Here is a 16,557-nt window from a genome sequence, read left to right as displayed (position 1 = left end):
ACGGCTAAAAAGCCATGAACCATAGAATCGGAGTTATGCCACCTGCCTTGCCGTATATAAAAAACACCGGGAGCTAAGTATGCGGGGAATCCGCGATCCGGTTCAGCAGGCGTTACAGGTGAATTTCTTTCGCAACCCCAGGGCGGGTGCTACAGTAAAACAAGGCGCATAAGAGTTGAAATACTTCTTATCCATTTCTTATAAAGGAAGGCTCCCCATCTCGGGGAGCCTTCCTTTATAGCCGTAAATAAAAAAAGGACAATACAGGCTCGTTCTGAAGAACCGCTCCTGAGGAACGGGGCCTGAAACAAAGCAGCGCAGGAAGTATATGGACCCAATTCGTTCTCCAGAAAGCATCAACTCGTTTTTTATAAACCAGATAAAGGGGTACGCCATTTTCGCCACTGACACGGAAGGCATCATCACTGCCTGGAACAAAGGAGCCGAGCGACTGAAAGGATATAGCGAAGAAGAAATCGTGGGCCGCTTCTACGGCATACTGCACCCGTATGAGTACCAGCAGTCCGGCGTGCCTGAGCAGGAATTAAAACTGGCCTTGGAGAACGGAATCTTTGAGAAGGAGGACTGGCGCAAGCGCAAAGACGATTCCCTTTTTTGGGCCAAAGTCATGCTCACGCCGATTTTCTCGGTCGATGGGCAGCACATCGGCTTTACGAAGATCACCGGTGACATCAGCCAGCAGAAAGAGCTGCAGGACAGGCTGGCGGAGCGGCAGCAGAACGCCCTGGAGAACAAGAACAAAGAGCTGAGGAAAATTAACCTGGACCTGGACAACTTTATCTACACGGCCTCCCACGACCTGCGATCTCCCATTACGAACATTGAGGCGCTGATGGAGATCCTGAAAGGGGAACTGCAGGAGACCAATTGCCTGAGCGCTGATACAGAGGAGGTGTTGGAGCGGGTGCTGGCTTCTGTTGGCCGCTTTAAACGCACTGTCGAAGACCTGACCGAGATCAGCAGACTGGAGAATGGCATCCATGAAAACCCTTCTGACGAGATACTGAACGTGAAGGAGGTGTACGAGGAGATCATAGCAGACCTCGATGACCCTATCAAGCACAAACTATGCTTTGTGCAAACGGATTTTCAGGTTCACCAGCTGAAGTTCTCGAAGAAGAACTTCAGGAGCGTCCTTTACAACCTGATCAGCAACGCTGTCAAGTACCGCTCCCCGAAGCGGGACTGCATTGTCAGAATTTATACGAGGCTGGAAGAGCCTTATGTCGTGCTGAGTGTGCAGGACAATGGACTGGGGATTAATAAGCGGCACCGGGAGCACCTGTTTGGCATGTTCAGGCGTTTCCACGACCACGTAGAAGGCACCGGCATAGGGCTGTTCATGGTGAAGCGCATTGTGGATAACGCTGGCGGAAAGATCGAAGTAGAAAGTGAGGAAGGGGCCGGCAGTAAGTTCACGGTTTATTTTAAATCTAGCATGTGAAAACCGATACAGAGCCCAACACATCCTATATATAGTGTACGACCAGAAAGATGCAAGAAAAAGAGATAGAGAAGCCAGGGCATGAGGGTATTCCTGCAGAGGTGCCACAGCAGCGTGAAACCGTGTTGGTAGTGGACGACGATGAGAACTGGTGCTTTGTAGCAAAGAAACTCCTGAAGAAGGCCGCTGTCGGGAAACAGGTTATCACGGCTGCCAATGGCCTGGATGCTTTGGAGAAAATACAGGGCATTGCTGCCAGTGGCGGAAAACTGCCGGAGCTGATCTTGCTGGATATAAAGATGCCCGTGATGGACGGCTTTGGGTTTTTAGAGGAGGTGGCAAAGGCCCCGGAACTAGACCTCCGCAGTACGAGAATTTATATGTGCACCAGCTCGTTCCTGGCCAAAGACCGGGAAAGGGCGGCCTATTACCAGGTTTCTGGCTTTATCACCAAGCCTCTGACGCATGAGGTGCTGGTAGGTATACTTCATGCGGGTTGAGCGGCTAAGAGAAAGGCGGCGGCCTATATAAACCGCACTGTTCACCTTCCATATACTGTTGAGGCGGCGGCCCTTGGAGGCGAAGGGCGGCGTAGGTTTGGGTCTATTTCTCCTAGGAAACAGAGCGCATTCGCTCTTGATTTGGAGTGTTTATCATGCGGAGCATGAGTACCGTAATAAATTTCGTGTGGAAACCCGGTTCTGGCGCGGGAGGATGAGATTATTCAGACAAGCCTTCCACTCAAAGTGAAAGGAAGAAACAGCCTTTATATAGGTTATTTCATATTTAAAGAAATCGTAAAAACAGGTATGGTGCGGAGTGGCTTGTATGAACAAGCCTCTATGCTGCTTTAAGCTGTTCGCTGGCTTTTTTGCACTCAAATTCCACTAATAGCTTTACAAGAACCTTCAGTTCTTTTGCAGCTTGTGAGTCAGATGCCGCATTTTTCAATTGTTCTATGCGTGAAGCAACTGCGTAGTATTGCACTCGTGTCGTAATCATTCGTACCCTATTAAGATTTGATTAAGAATTAAGGGTTTTACGTATTAAACTCACACTTATTTATTTCATTCACCCACAATTTTGAGCCGTTCACCAAAATAAATGACTGTTTTTCTAGTTTTTGTATCAATTCGTCTGTCACGGAGCGGCTTTTAACACAATTTTATGCCGCCTTTACTGTTTCTGACAGCATTTGTTTAGCCGCAAAGTGTGGCTTTTAAAACCGCTACAAGGATCGCATATCTCCCGGCCTTCACACTGCTCGGGCAACAGGGAAATAGCCAAATCGGAGCGTTCGTCTTTCCCTGCCGTCCGCAATTCTGGGCTATCCAAATTTAGAAGGCTGTCACGCTCTTGCTGCAGTTAGCAAAAGCTGATTTGCCGCCGCCCCAGAATTTTCATAGCCGTGCCCTTGGCTGTTCTTCACCCGCATGAAACTTGCTGAAGTTGTTCTCGCTGATTAACTCATGGGCCGCTCATGCTGCCCCTGGCAATAGAAACATTGCTGCTACCGGACTCTGACAAAGCAACACGACTGCAGGCTGCAAACCCGCTGTTCCTTCGGTATTCCAGCACAAATGCCCGTACAGATCGACTGAAAAAGAAAAAAATGCCTACATTAGGGTTTGAATTATGCGCTTTCCCCTGGTTGCGTGTGCCTTGGTTGACTGCAAGGCTGATGCAGGCACGGTGGCTATATATACCTTGCCATTCGGCTGGGTGAGGAAGAGTCGCAGAGATTCTACCGGGTAGCATAATCCGGGGCATACACAGAATAAATTAAAGTTTTTGAAAAATGCTGAAAATTCAATTGAGCCTGTTTTTTGTATTTCTGATGCTGAGTGGCCTGATCGTAGAGCCCAATCGTTCTGAGACACAAGAAGGCAGGGAGGACCTGAGGCGTGCGAAGGCAGTTGCCCAGGAAGGGCCAAGCGACCTGAAGATTACCACCTTTGCCGGCCCCGACCTTACGCCCAGCCCCGCTGCGCTGGCCGTGTCCCCCACCGGGGAGGTATATGTGGGTGTCGATATGATGGGCTCGCTGGGGAAAGAGCCGGGGAAAGGGAGTATCCTCAAACTGGTTGACAGCGATAACGACGGAAAAGTAGACCGCCACACCAGCTTCGCCACAGTAGATAACCCGCGCGGCATCATCTCGCTCGGCAACCAGGTCTTCGTGCTGCACACCACCTTCTCGAAAGAAACAGGGAAAGCCTCCGGCATGGACCTGGTTGTATTCGAAGACGCCGATCAGGACGGTGTCGCGGATGGTCCCTCCAAGCCGCTCATCCAGAACATAAGCTCGCCTAAGTTCCTGCAAAGCCGGGGCACCGACCACGCCACCAACGGCATCCGGATGGGCATTGACGGCTGGATCTATATAGCCGTAGGCGACTTCGGTTTCCATAACGCCGTAGACCGGTCAGGGAAAAAACTGACGATGCTCGGCGGCGGAATCGTGCGGGTGCGGCCGGATGGCACCGAGATGGAAGTATACACGCACGGCATGCGGAACATATATGACGTGGCCATCGACCCCTATATGAATATCTTCGCGCGGGGCAACACCAACGACGGCGGCGGCTGGAACATTCGCTTCAGTCACCAGATCCAGTCCGGGGAGTACGGCTACCCGGTTTTGTTCAAGCATTTCACGGATGAGATCATCCCGGCCCTGGTTGATGTAGGCGGAGGCTCGGGTACAGGCGCCTTATATATGGATGATCCTACCTGGCCGGAAAAATACAACCGCGTTCCGATGATGGCTGACTGGGGAAGAAACCAGCTCTATATACACCGGGTGACGGCAGACGGGGCAAGCTTTAAGCAGAAAGAAGAAGAGTTCATCAAGCTGCCGCAGATCACCGATCTGGATGTGGATGCCTCTGGCAGGGTATATATGGCGGCCTGGGACGGTGCGGGTTACTCCGGCAACCCGGACAAAGGGTTCGTGGTGCGGGTGGTGCCGGAAAACTGGACGTACAAACCCTTCCCTGACCTTGAAAAAGCATCAGTCAACGAACTGGCGGACCTGCTGAAATCAGAGAGCGCGGTGGCACGCTTGCATGCCCAGCAGGAACTCATTACCAGACCAGCCAAAAAGGCAACGAAAGCAGCCTGGAAAGTGGCTGCAGACAAGAAGCTCCCGCTCTATGCCCGCGTAGCCGGCATGTACGCCTATGCGCAGGCGGCTGGCGAAAGCGGCACCAGGAACCTGGTAAAGCTGGCGCAGGAGGAAGAAATGAAAGAATACGCCCTGCGCGCGCTCAGCGACAGGAAAGGGCGATTGGCAGGCGTTCCCATCGAACCTTATATAGAGGGGCTCAAGAGTTCTTCGGAGCGGGTACAGGCAGCGGCCATTATTGGCTTAGGCCGACTTGGCCGTAAGGAGGCCGCCCAGGCGCTGCTGCAGGTGGATGTTCCCGCTTCCTTTGCCGCACCGGCCAAAGGCACGGAAGGCCCTCATGCCACTCCAAACGCAGCCATCGTTCCCGCGCATTTAGCGGTACAGGCCTTGGTGAGCCTGAATGCCGTAGACGCTACCGTGGATGCGATCGGAACCGAGAACTCCACGCTCGCGCTATGGGCCTTGCGCTACATGCACGACCCGAAAGCAGTGGAGGGTTTGATGGCAGCCTACCAGCAGGCCAAAGACGAAAAACTGAAAGCCGAAATCCTCACCACCTTGTCGCGCCTCTACAAAAAGGAAGCTCCTTATGATGGGTCCTGGTGGTGGAGCACGCGGCCAGATACGCACGGGCCATACTACAAGGGCATTACCTGGGAAGCCTCGCCAACTATAGAGAAGTTCCTGAAAGAGGAATGGAATAAAGCAGACGACTCCGGGAAGCAGTTCTTCGCTGATCTAAATGCCAGGCACCGGATGGAGATCACGGAGTTTGGTGGCGAAGAAGAAGCCGTTGCGGCGAAAGAGGAAATCAACGTTGACCTGGAGAAGATCAAAAACCAGAAGGGCCAGGTGGGCAAAGCCTCTATCGAGGACGTGATGCTGGCGATGGCGAAGATAAAAGGAGACCCCGTGAAAGGCAAAAGCCTCTTTACCCAGCAAGGCTGTATTGCCTGCCACAGCATCAGCAAGGGCGAGGCGATGAAAGGTCCCTATATGGGGCAGATCGGCTCTATCATGAACCGTGAGCAGATTGCAGAGTCTATCCTCAAGCCCAATGCATCCATCTCGCAGGGTTTTGCGTCTGTGCTCATCAAGGCCAAAGGAGACAAGACCTATATGGGCTTCATCACCCAGGAGTCGGCGGACCAGCTGGTGTTGCGCAACATCGCCGGCCAGGTTTTCACCATAAAAACCGCGGACATCGTTTCGCGCAAGGAACTGGAGACATCCATGATGCCCGCAGGGCTCGCCAACTCCCTGTCTTACGAAGAGTTTGCTTCCCTCATCACGTTTTTGTCGGAACAGAAAAAGTAAGTTTTCAGGCCAATGCGTTAGCATATATAAGCAAGCGTATTGGCCCGGATGCTATATATAGATACGCAGTAAAATAGCTGCACTGGGCGGGCAAATTTCCCTGTTACGGCTGGGAGGTTCCTCGTCAGTCTATCAAAGTATATATAAACCTTATCGGCAGGATGAAAATGAAAGCCTTACTAAGTACTTGCCTGCTATTGGCGTGCTTCTCGTGCACAACGCAGCAGAAAGAGGACACCACCCAGCAGCAGAATGCTGACCAGGAGCAGGGGGATTGGATCCAGCTTTTCAATGGGAAAGACTTGGAGGGCTGGGACCTGAAAATAAAGGGGCATGCCTTAAATGAGAACTTCGGAAACACCTTTCGGGTGGAAGACGGAAAGATGGTCGTGCGCTATGATCAGTATGACTCCTTTGATGAGCAGTATGGGCATATTTTTTACAAGGAGCCCTTCTCGGCTTACCTGCTGGTAATGGAGTACCGCTTTGTGGGAGAACAGGCAAAAGACGGTCCCGGCTGGGCCACCCGAAACAGCGGTGCCATGCTGCACTCCCAGGCGGCTGCCACCATGGGCCTCGATCAGGATTTCCCCATATCGCTTGAGGCGCAATTATTGGGCGGCAACGGAACGGATGAGCGGACCACGGCCAACCTGTGTACCCCCGGCACCAACGTGGTGATGGGCGACACGCTCTTCACTCCCCACTGCATTAACTCCAGCTCCAAAACCTACCACGGCGACCAATGGGTACGGGCAGAAGTGCTGGTATTGGGCGATTCCATCGTGAAGCACATTGTAGAGGGAGACACCGTGCTGGTATATGAGAAGCCGCAGATCGGCGGCGGGAACGTAAGCAACCACGACCCGGCAGTGAAGAAAGACGGCCAGCTTTTAAAGGAGGGATATATAGCGCTGCAGAGCGAAAGCCACCCGGTGGAATTCAGGAAGGTGGAGCTGTTTAACCTGGAGCAGTATATGGATGATCCGCAAAAAATGAAGAGCGTGCTGCGCGACCTCAAGAAGCGGGAGGCGAAATAAGGGCTGCCGGAAATCAACCGTTATGGGGGGCTGGGGCAATCAGCTAAAAATCACATGTCGCTGTTTCCGGCCCTGGACCCCGGTGCTGGCAGTAGCATAGCAGGAAGGGCACAGGCGCCCTCTGTATCATCCTGTTCGCTTTCAGGCTCTTCTGGACCTGTGCCCGACAAGTTGCTGCTGTTTTCTCTCGTAGTCAACGATCTGCTTCGTTAACCGCTTCAGCTCCTTTGCTTCTTCTGAGCCAGCCGAGACGTCTTTTAACTGTTCTATGCGGCTGGCCACTATGTCGTACTGCTCCTGTGTCGTGATAGAGGTGTGCTCCGGCTCCATAAATCTGCAATTAAGTAACACTTCATTAATACGGTGAAGCAGCTAATTATTTATACTTAAATTTTAGCTTATTTAACAGCATTTAACAGCATTTAACAGCATTTAACAGCATTTAACAGCATTTCTACTTAAAGACAATCCGTAAAAGTACGGTAACGGCTTTACTCCCTCGGGAGCTCGATGTAAAAGGTCGTGCCTTTGCGTTCCTCGCTCTCAAACCATATCCGGCCCTTGTGCCACTCCACAATTGTCCTGATAATGGACATGCCGAGCCCGGTGGACGGCTCCCCTTCGAGGCCCGGCCGGCGGGCGTTGGTGAACTTATCGAAAAGCGTTGCGTGGTATTTCCGTGGTATGCCCACGCCGTTGTCTTTCACTTTAATCAGCACAGTCTCCTTTTTCTCTTCCAGGGTCACGGTAATGGTGCCGCCCTCGGGCGTGAATTTAATGGCGTTGGAAATAAGGTTGTTGATGGCCTGCATCAACTTAAGGTCATCGAACTTTATATAGACATCTCTGCTGGCGGAGACGAAACGGAAGGTCTTGGCGATCTTCCGCTCCGAATGCTGGTACTGCTCCATTACCTCTTCGATACGTGCCGCAATGTTTGCTCTCCGCTTGATTATGTCTACGCCCGTGGTCTCCAGAAACTCATGGTTGGTCAGGTCATCGATCAGCGTGATCCCATGCTCGCTGGTCCTTTCAATCAGGTCGATGAGTTTGTCGAGCGCGGGGCTGCCGTAGGGTTTTGCCTCTTCGGCCAGAGCCCCGGACAGGCTCTGGATCATGGCAAGCGGCCCGGCCAGGTCGTGCGCCAGGATGTGCAGCACAGAGTCCTTCTTATTTGCGAATTTCTTGAGGTAGTCGTTGTAATGCTTGGAGGCCGTAATGTCCTCTACGTACCCGGTGATGCGCTGCTTGTCCGGCAGGTCGCCCAAGAGGAAATGCGTCAGGCACACCCAGCGTTCTTCGTGGCCGGGTAGCGTAAAACGAAACTCGATTTCGGAGCTTTCTCCCTCATTCAACAGCCGCTGGTACGCTTCCAGCACGTACTTCCGGTCTTGCGGGTGAATCATCTTCAGCAAAGAGCCGGCATCAATGGCAGTGCCTTTGGTGATGTTAAAAGTCTCCTCGAAGGCGGGGTTCAGGAACGTAAACTGCTTTGCCCCTACCTCATATATAAAAATGGCCTGCCGGATATGGTTGGCTAAGTGCTCAAGGTTAGTCGTGTTTGAACGTGGCATGCGGTATGGAAACGCGGCTATCCCGCAGGACGCTTCTGAACGAAAGGTAATCAATTATAAATGAACTTATTCCCGCGCTTCCTGCGTCGGGGGGCAAAGCCTGTAGCGGATGCCGTGTTGTGTGGCATGCCGCCGTTACCACAGCCGGAGCCGCTGCCATTACTAGGAATATGCGAAGCAGTAATTTCAGAAGAGAGGTGTTGTTCAGTACAATTTTTATTGTTAAATAGGACGTTGTTATAAAAGTACCTGGATCAGGCAAAGCCAAAGCGTAATCGGAAAGTATGTTAGAAAGGATGAAAGAGGAGACCGACCAGGTCTTCAGAGAAGCGCTGACAGAAGCGTCAGATTTTAAGTTCAGCGCCAGGGTAGCCAACGTGTTTGACGACATGGTCAACCGATCGGTTCCCTTTTATGGGGAGATCCAGCGAATGGTGGCAGAACTGGCGGCAGACCACGCCCAGGAAGGCACCAACGTCTACGACCTGGGCTGCTCCACCGGCACCACCCTGCTCGGCATGGACACCATGATTCCGCCTGATATCCGGTTTATAGGCATCGACGACTCCCCGGAAATGCTGCAGAAATGCGACAGAAAGCTAAAGGAGGCCGGTGTGGTGCGGCCTTATACGCTGCACACGGCAGATATACAGCAGGGCGCCGAGATACAGAATGCCTCCGTGGTGGTGCTGTGCCTCACGCTCCAGTTCATCCGGCCCATCTACCGCGAAAAGCTGCTGCAGAGCATCGCCGAGGGCCTTGTTGCCAATGGGGTGCTGATACTCGTGGAGAAGGTGCTGACGGAGGACAGCGTCTTCAACCGGGACTTTATTAAGTATTACTACAACTACAAGCGCAGGAACCACTACAGCGAGATGGAGATCTCCCAGAAAAGGGAGGCGCTGGAGAACGTGCTGATCCCTTACAAACTCAGCGAGAACGTGCACATGCTGCGCGAGGCAGGCTTCGCCTCCTGCGAAACGTTCTTCAAGTGGTACAATTTCTCAGGCATCATCGCAATCAAAAAATAAATGATATCCATCGGCAACTTCTTTTTCAAATACAGGAACATTCTTTTCATCTTCCTGTACCTGGCGCTCTTCATCCCGTCACCAGACATCTTCACGAAGGATACCTTCGGCCAAAACTATCATCTCTGGCCCATCGTCATCGGCCTGTTGATTACCGTAACGGGGCAGCTCATCCGCGGGGCGACCATCGGCCTGGCCTATATCATCAGGGGCGGCAAAGACAAGAAGGTGTATGCCGAGGAACTGGTGACGCAGGGCATCTTTAACCACTGCCGCAACCCGCTTTATGTGGGCAACATCCTGATGCTGGCCGGCGTGGGCGTATTATCTAACTCCCTTATATATGTGGCGGTGTTCATTCCGCTGTTCCTGTTCATATACCAGGCCATCGTGCTGGCCGAGGAGCACTTTCTCCGCGGCAAGTTCGGGGCAAAGTTTGATGCTTACTGCTCCCGGGTAAACCGCTGGCTCATAAACCCGAAAGGGCTCAGCGACAGTTTCAGCCAGATGCAGTTTAACGCCAAACGCTGGATTCTGAAAGAGTACAACACGCAGTTTGTCTGGCTGGTGGGCATCGCGCTTATTTTGCTCCTGAAGTACCCACAGCTCACCGGCTACGACATGGATGTGCGAAACGTTATACTGCCTGTCGTGATCTTTATGCTGGGCGCCATCTATCTTTCTGTCAGGTACCTGAAAAAGTCCGGCAAGCTGGTGGCTGGTTAAAAGCCGCGGTTTTGTGCTGCGGCAACCGCTATTGCGTGGCAAAAAAGCCGTTGCCGGTGTATTCACCGGCAACGGCTTTTTTGGCGGTCAGTCACCAATCCATATATAGCCTTGAGGGTTTTGGCCTTGCCTGAAATGCCGGGGCCGCTGGTGCTTTATCTGCGGGATATTGAATATATGCTGATTTAATGAACCGCTATATATAAACTTATCAGTTTACACACGCGTAATTCTTCTTTCTCAGGAGTTTTGGATATATTGCTGTGTGCTTTAGGAAGTAAGAAGAATGGTGCTGTACGACAACAGTTTAATAAGGCTAAACTATAATCCCGCTACTGATATTCTGGACGTTGACTGTCCTGATTTCCATCCACTGATCATGGCTGATGTGAAGGAGGCGTTCAATATTATTGTGGATACGGTAAAGCACTATGATGTGAAGAGGCTCGTGATTGATTCGAGCAAAGCCGTGATTGACACCTCAGACAAGGAGCACAGAGAGGTGCTGGTAAAATTTGCCCGCGACCTGATGGGCACCCGCCTGCAGAAACTCGCCCGCGTCGGCACCCAGGACACGCTGCGGGAAACCAACGTAAGCAAAGCGAAAGAGGATGCCGCGTTCAGCATCGCCTTCCAGAACTTCTCCGATAAGGCCGCTGCCGTTGCCTGGCTAAACAAGAGCAGCTAACGCTGTAAAAACAGGCCTGTCCGTCCATGTATCCACACCTGACAAGGGTTTCCTCTCCCCAACCTAATTAATTCATCTCTTAGTCGCACAGCCAGGTAGATGGGCACCCCCTGGTATCCGTTTTTCTGTTGGCGGCCGGTATGCCATGGCTGTGGGGCGCACCGCCCGCTGCCGGGGCGTTTACGCCCCTACCCGCCGCAAATTATCCTTCCCGGTTCTAAACTAATCTTTATCTGAATTGTCTCTTATCCGGCGGCTTTTCGGGGCCTGTGGGCATTGGGAGCAGTACAAATAAGAACTGCTTTAAAACCCCAGTCTGTATAACAGCAGGCATATGAAGCCGCTTTTCTGGAAGCGTAAATTCTTTTTTCAGAGGGTGTAATCATGCAATTTGCAAGGCTTCAGTACGTTACCTATTTGGTCATGATAAAATATGAAGTTGCTTTGTAACCTTTTCGAGGTTTTGGCAATAGAGGTATAAGGTGGAAATGCCCCTGATTGCCAAGCCCTGTTCTGTGGCGGCTGGTATAACTCCTTTTGCCATGGCTCCCACTCCACAGGTTCATAGCCGGAACGAAGAATGCTGCTTTGTGAACCTTAAAATATATTAATATCGTAATACTCACGAAGACGCGAAGCCTATAGTTCACCCTTAACAAAAACCGAATGCATTTTCTTATACAAAAGCACTTTTACATCTGCTGGCTGCTGCTGTGCTTTCTGTTTGTGGGCCAGGCCTTCGGCCAGGCTCCTGTTACGTGTACTGTATCTATCGTGTCACAGCAGGCTTCCAATATATGCGAGGGCGAGAGCATCACCCTGAACGCCGTGCCGGGCGCTAACTTTACGCCTACCGGTTACCAGTGGTACCGGGACGGGGCAGCAATTAACGGCGCCACGGCTGCCACCTACCAATCGAATATAGGAGGTATATATACTGTAGAGGCAACGGGAGCCAGCTGCCAGGGCACCCCTACGTCCGGGGAGTTTTCTGTTACGGTTGATCCTCGGCCGCCAAGGCCTACCTTTAATATCTCTCCCACAGGCGCGATCTGCTCCGGCACCGAGGTTGCTTTCAATGTCGTGAACCCGACCGAGGATGTGATCTACGTCTGGGACTTTGGGAACGGCAACACGGTCTCCAGCACGGGGGCTGTGCCAGTCACGCAAACCTACGACACCACCGGAACAGGTACCGTCCCTTTCAATGTGCAGGTATATGGCGTGAACCGGCAGGGCTGCTCCTCCGACACCATCACACAGACAATTAATGTCAGGCAGGTGCCAGTGGTGTCCTTCACCGAGGAAAACGACTTCCAGGTGTGCCTGCCCGACACCGTGGCGCCCGGCGACACAGCCATTTTTGCCACCATCACCAACGCCACGCAGGCACCATATCTCGGTGACATCGCCCGCTATTATGTAGACTGGGGAGACGGAGAAGGTGAGAAAGAATACCTGGCGAACCAGTTTCCGCTCAAAAACCCCACGGCATATGATTCGGTGATGAACTACCCTATAACCATCCGTGCCGTGAACAAAAATGGCTGCGAGGCAATCTTCACAGAAGAGTTTAAGCTAAGCCAGGAGCCGAAGGCAAATTTCACCATAGACAAAAAGGAGCGGGTGGAAGAAGACCAGATGCCGCCCTGTGTGCCTGTTACTGTAACGCTGGCTGATAGTTCCACAGGGGGTGGGCTTTCCTATATATGGTCTGTGCAGCCGGAGCAGGGGTGGTTTTTTGAGTCCGGTGACTCGACATCAGCTGCACCGGTATTACAGTTTACGGAGTCAGGCGTTTATAACATTGAGCAGATTGTGAGCAACGGCTGCGGCACCGACACCACCTCGCAGAGCGTGGTGATAGGATGGCCGCAGGTGCAGATACCATCCAGTGTAACCAGCTGCGGGCCTATGACGATTGACTACAGCAGCAGCGGGCCTGGCGGCGGAGGCGGTGGCATTCCGGGCGGCGGAGGCTCAGGGGGCGGCGGCCTGTTCGTAGACAAGAACCTGGGCGAGAACGTGACTGTTACCATCACTATCACCGGCCCGACCAGCGTCACACGCACCTTCAACTCCGACACTTTCGATTTTGAGTACGCCTTTACCAGGCCCGGCACCTATACGGTGTCGGTGGAGGCGGTGAACGAGTGCGGCAGCTCCAATGCCATCTATCAAGGGCAGCCCGCGCCCACACAGGAGGTGGTGATTCTGCAGCAACCGGCAAGGCCCACGATACAGGCACCGGGCGCAGTATGTGCCGGCGACACGGTGCTGCTCTCGCCATCTGGCCCGGGGCCTATATATGCCTGGTTTGATTCTGACCTGCCGGCCGCCATCCCGATCGCTACCGGCGAAACATTCACGACGCCGTCGCTCACAGCTGATATCACGTACTATGTGGCCGCGGTGGATACGGCCAATGGCGTGATATGCATCGGGCCCAAAGCACCTGTAGCGATTGACGTGGTGCCGGGCGTTACCAACAACACCATTGAGGGAGACGAAATACGGAGCCTCTGCACGGGTGCAACGCCGGCAGCGCTAACAGGCAGCACACCGTCGGGCGGCGATACGAGCGTGCCCTACAGCTATACCTGGGAGCTGAGCACCACAGGCCCGGGCGAGGGATTCGCGGCGGCACCTGGCGTGAACAACAACATCAGTTATACCCCTACCGCCCCTATCACGGGCAACACGTGGTTCAGGCGCCTGGTATTCTCCGGCAGTTGCACCGCCGACACCAGCAACGTCGTGGCTATAATTGCTGTGGAACCAGTGCCGGCAAGCGCCAACACCATCGGCCCGGCACAGGAAATCTGCGAGGGCGACACACCGGCTCCATTGGTCGGCTCGCGGCCAACAGGCGGTGGCGGAGGGCCCTACACCTATCTGTGGGAGATCAGCACGCAAAGCGCGACGGAAGGCTTCGTAAGCGCACCGGGCACCAATAACGGCGAGAACTACGATATTCCGGCAGGGGCGTTAGGGCAATCCGAAACCTGGGTCCGGCGCGCGGTGACGGCGGGCGGCTGCACGGCTTACTCCGAGCCGATCAAGATCACGGTCTTCCCGGCCATCGCCGATAACACCATCAGCGAAGACCAGGAGGTCTGCACCGGCACCTCACCCCAGGCTATCACGGGTTCTGCCCCGACAGGCGGCAACGGCCGGTACACGTACCTCTGGGAAAGCAGCACGACAGGCCCGGCCAGCGGCTTTGCCCCGGCAGCAGGCACAAACACAGGCCAGAGCTACACGCCCGGCAACATCACCCAAACCACTTATTACCGACGCGTGGTATCGGCAGGGGACTGTACGCCCAACACAAGCGACGTGGTGACCATTAAGGTGAACGAAGGCATCCTGAACAACAGCATTTCCGCGGAGCAGCCTGCCGTATGCGCCGGCCAGACGACTGTTTCCTTCCGGGGCAGCACCCCGACCGGCGGCACCGGCACCTATACCTATCTTTGGGAAAGCAGCACCAGTGGCCCGGATGTGGGCTTCAACCCGGCGCCTGAGGGGGCTGACGGTAACGACGGGATTAATTACACTTCGCCCACGCTCACGCAAAATACCTGGTTCAGGCGCAGAGTGAGCTCTGAAGGTTGCTCGAGGGTGTCTGAATCTGTGCAGATCACGGTTACGCCGCTGCCGGCCAACCCGGTGCTGACGGTGCAGAACGCCACTGCCTGCCCCAACGGCTCTGCTACCCTGGAAGTGGCCAACGCTGACGGCAATACTATCGAGTGGTATACTGCCCCGGACGGCGGTTCGCCCGTTTTTGTAGGACCGTCCTTTGCAACACCCAACCTGACCCAGAGCACTACTTACTATGTGCAGGCGGTTAATTCGAACACCTGCGTCAGTGCTGCCCGCACTGAGGCGACCGTGACCATCGTGGAGCCTGTGGCTGATGCCGGGGAGGATGTAACGATCATCCAGGGCCGGACAACGGAACTGGAGGCTACGGGTGGGGTGACGTACCTGTGGGAGCCGGCAGAGGGGCTCAACAACCCGACCCTGCCCCGGCCGGTTGCTTCTCCCCAGGAGACCACCACCTATACTGTAACCATAACCACAGCGGAGGGCTGTACAGCGACAGACGAGGTGACGGTAACGGTGATCCCCTCCATCATTGTGCCCAACGCCTTCACCCCGAACCGCGACCAGGTGAACGAGACATGGGAGATCGAGAACCGCGAGAATTACCCGGATATGCGGGTGGAGGTTTTCAACCGGTGGGGAAATAAAATCTTTAGCTCTTCGGCTGGATACGGCACGCCATGGGACGGTACCTACAACGGGGAGGTGCTGCCAGTAGCCACGTACTATTACATCATTTACCTCAACAGCACCGAAAAGCCAATTTCCGGTAACGTGACCATTATCCGCTGATTTATGAAGAAGCCGCTTCTACTGATATTCCTATTTACCGCACTGGGTATGCAGGCAATCGCGCAGCAGCGCCCGCAGTACAGCCAGTATATGCTGAACAATTTCCTGCTGAACCCGGCCATTACCGGCATCGAGGATTACGCCGATGTGCGGGTGAGCCACAGGCGGCAATGGATCGGCCTGGACGGCGCGCCTGTTACCTCCTATGTAACGGCGCACACGCCGCTCAACAAGCCGGCCTCGGGTAACAAGTACCACCGCGCCCTGGCCCACCACGGCATCGGCGCCTCTTTCCACACCGACAAGACAGGCCCGCTCCGCAGGTCCGGGATCAGTTTTTCTTACGCCTATCACCTGCCGCTCACCACGTCGCTCAATGTCTCGGCGGGCGCCTCGGCTGGCCTCATCCGCAACTCCGTGAACTCGGCAGAGCTGGAGTTTACGAACCCGAACGACCCGCTCATTGGTGGCGGCAACATCAACAACAACCTCTTCGACCTGAACCTGGGGCTTTGGCTGTACTCCCGCAATTTTTCCGTGGGCGTTGCGGGGGCGCAGCTTCTGGAAGATGTGGGGAGCTTCCAATCGGCGGAGAGCAGGAGCCCGGCCCTGGGGCTGCAGCGACATTATTTCGTGACGGGCAGTTACCGCTTCGAGCCAACGGAAACGCTTGATGTGATTCCGTCCGTGATGCTGAAGCTGGCCGACCCGAGCCCGGCCTCAATTGACGCCAGCGTGCGCGTGCTGTACGACGAGCGCTTCTGGGTGGGCGCCTCTTACCGCCATCAGGATGCGCTGGTTGGAATGGTTGGGGTTTATGTGAGCCCGCTGCTTGATATTTCGTATTCCTACGACGCCACTACCTCCGACCTGAACAGGGTAAGCGCCGGTACACACGAGGTGGTAGTCGGTTTTAAGTTAATGAACAATAACCGCATCATCTGCCCGCAATGGGTGTGGTAACAGCTACCCGCATATAAACTTTCTAATTTACCAAAGCCGCAGCGGCTCCTGTATAGCAGGGGGCCGCTGCGGCTTTTTTGTTGTCTTTTTTTCTGCACTGTACCACTTCCCGTCAAAAAAATATTTTTCCTTTCTTTAGCATTGGTAAATATTAAAATAATTCAATTTTAACAGCTCCTTAAATTGTGTTTATTTACATAATATAAAATAATATAAAGC

At 53.8% G+C, this 16,557-nt stretch carries 12 protein-coding genes; 9 read left to right on the top strand and 3 right to left on the bottom strand.

From position 1 onward, the window contains the following. The first annotated feature begins 328 nt into the window (after positions 1-328). Positions 329-1,465: an ATP-binding protein gene (locus ABD920_RS13765; protein ID WP_345159805.1), complete on the top strand. Its 1,137-nt coding sequence runs from the start codon at positions 329-331 to the stop codon at positions 1,463-1,465. A gap of 50 nt (positions 1,466-1,515) precedes the next feature. Continuing rightward, positions 1,516-1,965: a response regulator gene (locus ABD920_RS13760; protein WP_345159804.1), complete on the top strand. Its 450-nt coding sequence runs from the start codon at positions 1,516-1,518 to the stop codon at positions 1,963-1,965. Between the two features lie 340 nt (positions 1,966-2,305). Here ABD920_RS13760 and ABD920_RS13755 read toward each other — a convergent pair whose 3' ends face one another. Beyond that, a complete protein-coding gene (locus tag ABD920_RS13755) occupies positions 2,306-2,467 on the bottom strand; it encodes a hypothetical protein (RefSeq protein WP_345159803.1) in 162 nt (53 codons plus the stop codon). Between the two features lie 796 nt (positions 2,468-3,263). Here ABD920_RS13755 and ABD920_RS13750 point away from each other — a divergent pair. Continuing rightward, the gene (locus tag ABD920_RS13750; protein ID WP_345159801.1) at positions 3,264-5,912 is read left to right on the top strand and encodes a DUF7133 domain-containing protein; all 2,649 of its coding nucleotides are present in this window, start codon (positions 3,264-3,266) and stop codon (positions 5,910-5,912) included. A gap of 161 nt (positions 5,913-6,073) precedes the next feature. Beyond that, complete coding sequence (locus ABD920_RS13745; protein WP_345159800.1) at positions 6,074-6,952, top strand: 3-keto-disaccharide hydrolase; 879 nt, start codon at positions 6,074-6,076, stop codon at positions 6,950-6,952. Positions 6,953-7,093: 141 nt separating this feature from the next. Here ABD920_RS13745 and ABD920_RS13740 read toward each other — a convergent pair whose 3' ends face one another. Together ABD920_RS13740 and ABD920_RS13735 are read right to left on the bottom strand one after the other, a co-directional pair. Beyond that, a complete protein-coding gene (locus ABD920_RS13740) occupies positions 7,094-7,282 on the bottom strand; it encodes a hypothetical protein (protein ID WP_345159799.1) in 189 nt (62 codons plus the stop codon). 161 nt (positions 7,283-7,443) lie between these two features. Further along, positions 7,444-8,526 (bottom strand): sensor histidine kinase, encoded by a 1,083-nt coding sequence (locus tag ABD920_RS13735; RefSeq protein ID WP_345159798.1) that lies wholly within the window; start codon positions 8,524-8,526, stop codon positions 7,444-7,446. A gap of 284 nt (positions 8,527-8,810) precedes the next feature. Here ABD920_RS13735 and cmoA point away from each other — a divergent pair, with 284 nt between their 5' ends. From cmoA to ABD920_RS13710, 5 genes are all read left to right on the top strand, one after another. Continuing rightward, the gene (gene cmoA / locus ABD920_RS13730) at positions 8,811-9,557 is read left to right on the top strand and encodes a carboxy-S-adenosyl-L-methionine synthase CmoA (protein ID WP_345159796.1); all 747 of its coding nucleotides are present in this window, start codon (positions 8,811-8,813) and stop codon (positions 9,555-9,557) included. Next, positions 9,558-10,283: a methyltransferase family protein gene (locus ABD920_RS13725; RefSeq protein WP_345159795.1), complete on the top strand. Its 726-nt coding sequence runs from the start codon at positions 9,558-9,560 to the stop codon at positions 10,281-10,283. Between the two features lie 379 nt (positions 10,284-10,662). Next, positions 10,663-10,971 carry a hypothetical protein gene (locus tag ABD920_RS13720; protein WP_345159794.1) on the top strand — a complete coding sequence of 103 codons (309 nt, stop codon included), beginning with the start codon at positions 10,663-10,665 and terminating at the stop codon, positions 10,969-10,971. Positions 10,972-11,637: 666 nt separating this feature from the next. Beyond that, the gene (locus ABD920_RS13715) at positions 11,638-15,375 is read left to right on the top strand and encodes an Ig-like domain-containing protein (protein ID WP_345159793.1); all 3,738 of its coding nucleotides are present in this window, start codon (positions 11,638-11,640) and stop codon (positions 15,373-15,375) included. Between the two features lie 3 nt (positions 15,376-15,378). Next, a complete protein-coding gene (locus ABD920_RS13710; RefSeq protein WP_345159791.1) occupies positions 15,379-16,338 on the top strand; it encodes a PorP/SprF family type IX secretion system membrane protein in 960 nt (319 codons plus the stop codon). The last annotated feature ends 219 nt before the right edge of the window (positions 16,339-16,557 follow it).

The sequence above is a fragment of the Pontibacter saemangeumensis genome, from assembly GCF_039541895.1.
GTDB classification, from domain to species: domain Bacteria; phylum Bacteroidota; class Bacteroidia; order Cytophagales; family Hymenobacteraceae; genus Pontibacter; species Pontibacter saemangeumensis.
This window is presented reverse-complemented; position numbering and strand designations above follow the sequence as displayed.

Bases quoted from the DNA above. Each gene is read 5' to 3' on its own strand.
- ABD920_RS13765 (WP_345159805.1), top strand. From the start codon at position 329: ATGGACCCAATTCGTTCTCCAGAAAGCATCAACTCGTTTTTTATAAAC.
- ABD920_RS13710 (WP_345159791.1), top strand. From the start codon at position 15,379: ATGAAGAAGCCGCTTCTACTGATATTCCTATTTACCGCACTGGGTATG.
- ABD920_RS13745 (WP_345159800.1), top strand. From the start codon at position 6,074: ATGAAAATGAAAGCCTTACTAAGTACTTGCCTGCTATTGGCGTGCTTC.
- ABD920_RS13715 (WP_345159793.1), top strand. From the start codon at position 11,638: ATGCATTTTCTTATACAAAAGCACTTTTACATCTGCTGGCTGCTGCTG.
- ABD920_RS13760 (WP_345159804.1), top strand. From the start codon at position 1,516: ATGCAAGAAAAAGAGATAGAGAAGCCAGGGCATGAGGGTATTCCTGCA.
- cmoA (WP_345159796.1), top strand. From the start codon at position 8,811: ATGTTAGAAAGGATGAAAGAGGAGACCGACCAGGTCTTCAGAGAAGCG.
- ABD920_RS13720 (WP_345159794.1), top strand. From the start codon at position 10,663: ATGGCTGATGTGAAGGAGGCGTTCAATATTATTGTGGATACGGTAAAG.
- ABD920_RS13755 (WP_345159803.1), bottom strand. From the start codon at position 2,467: ATGATTACGACACGAGTGCAATACTACGCAGTTGCTTCACGCATAGAA.
- ABD920_RS13725 (WP_345159795.1), top strand. From the start codon at position 9,558: ATGATATCCATCGGCAACTTCTTTTTCAAATACAGGAACATTCTTTTC.
- ABD920_RS13740 (WP_345159799.1), bottom strand. From the start codon at position 7,282: ATGGAGCCGGAGCACACCTCTATCACGACACAGGAGCAGTACGACATA.
- ABD920_RS13735 (WP_345159798.1), bottom strand. From the start codon at position 8,526: ATGCCACGTTCAAACACGACTAACCTTGAGCACTTAGCCAACCATATC.
- ABD920_RS13750 (WP_345159801.1), top strand. From the start codon at position 3,264: ATGCTGAAAATTCAATTGAGCCTGTTTTTTGTATTTCTGATGCTGAGT.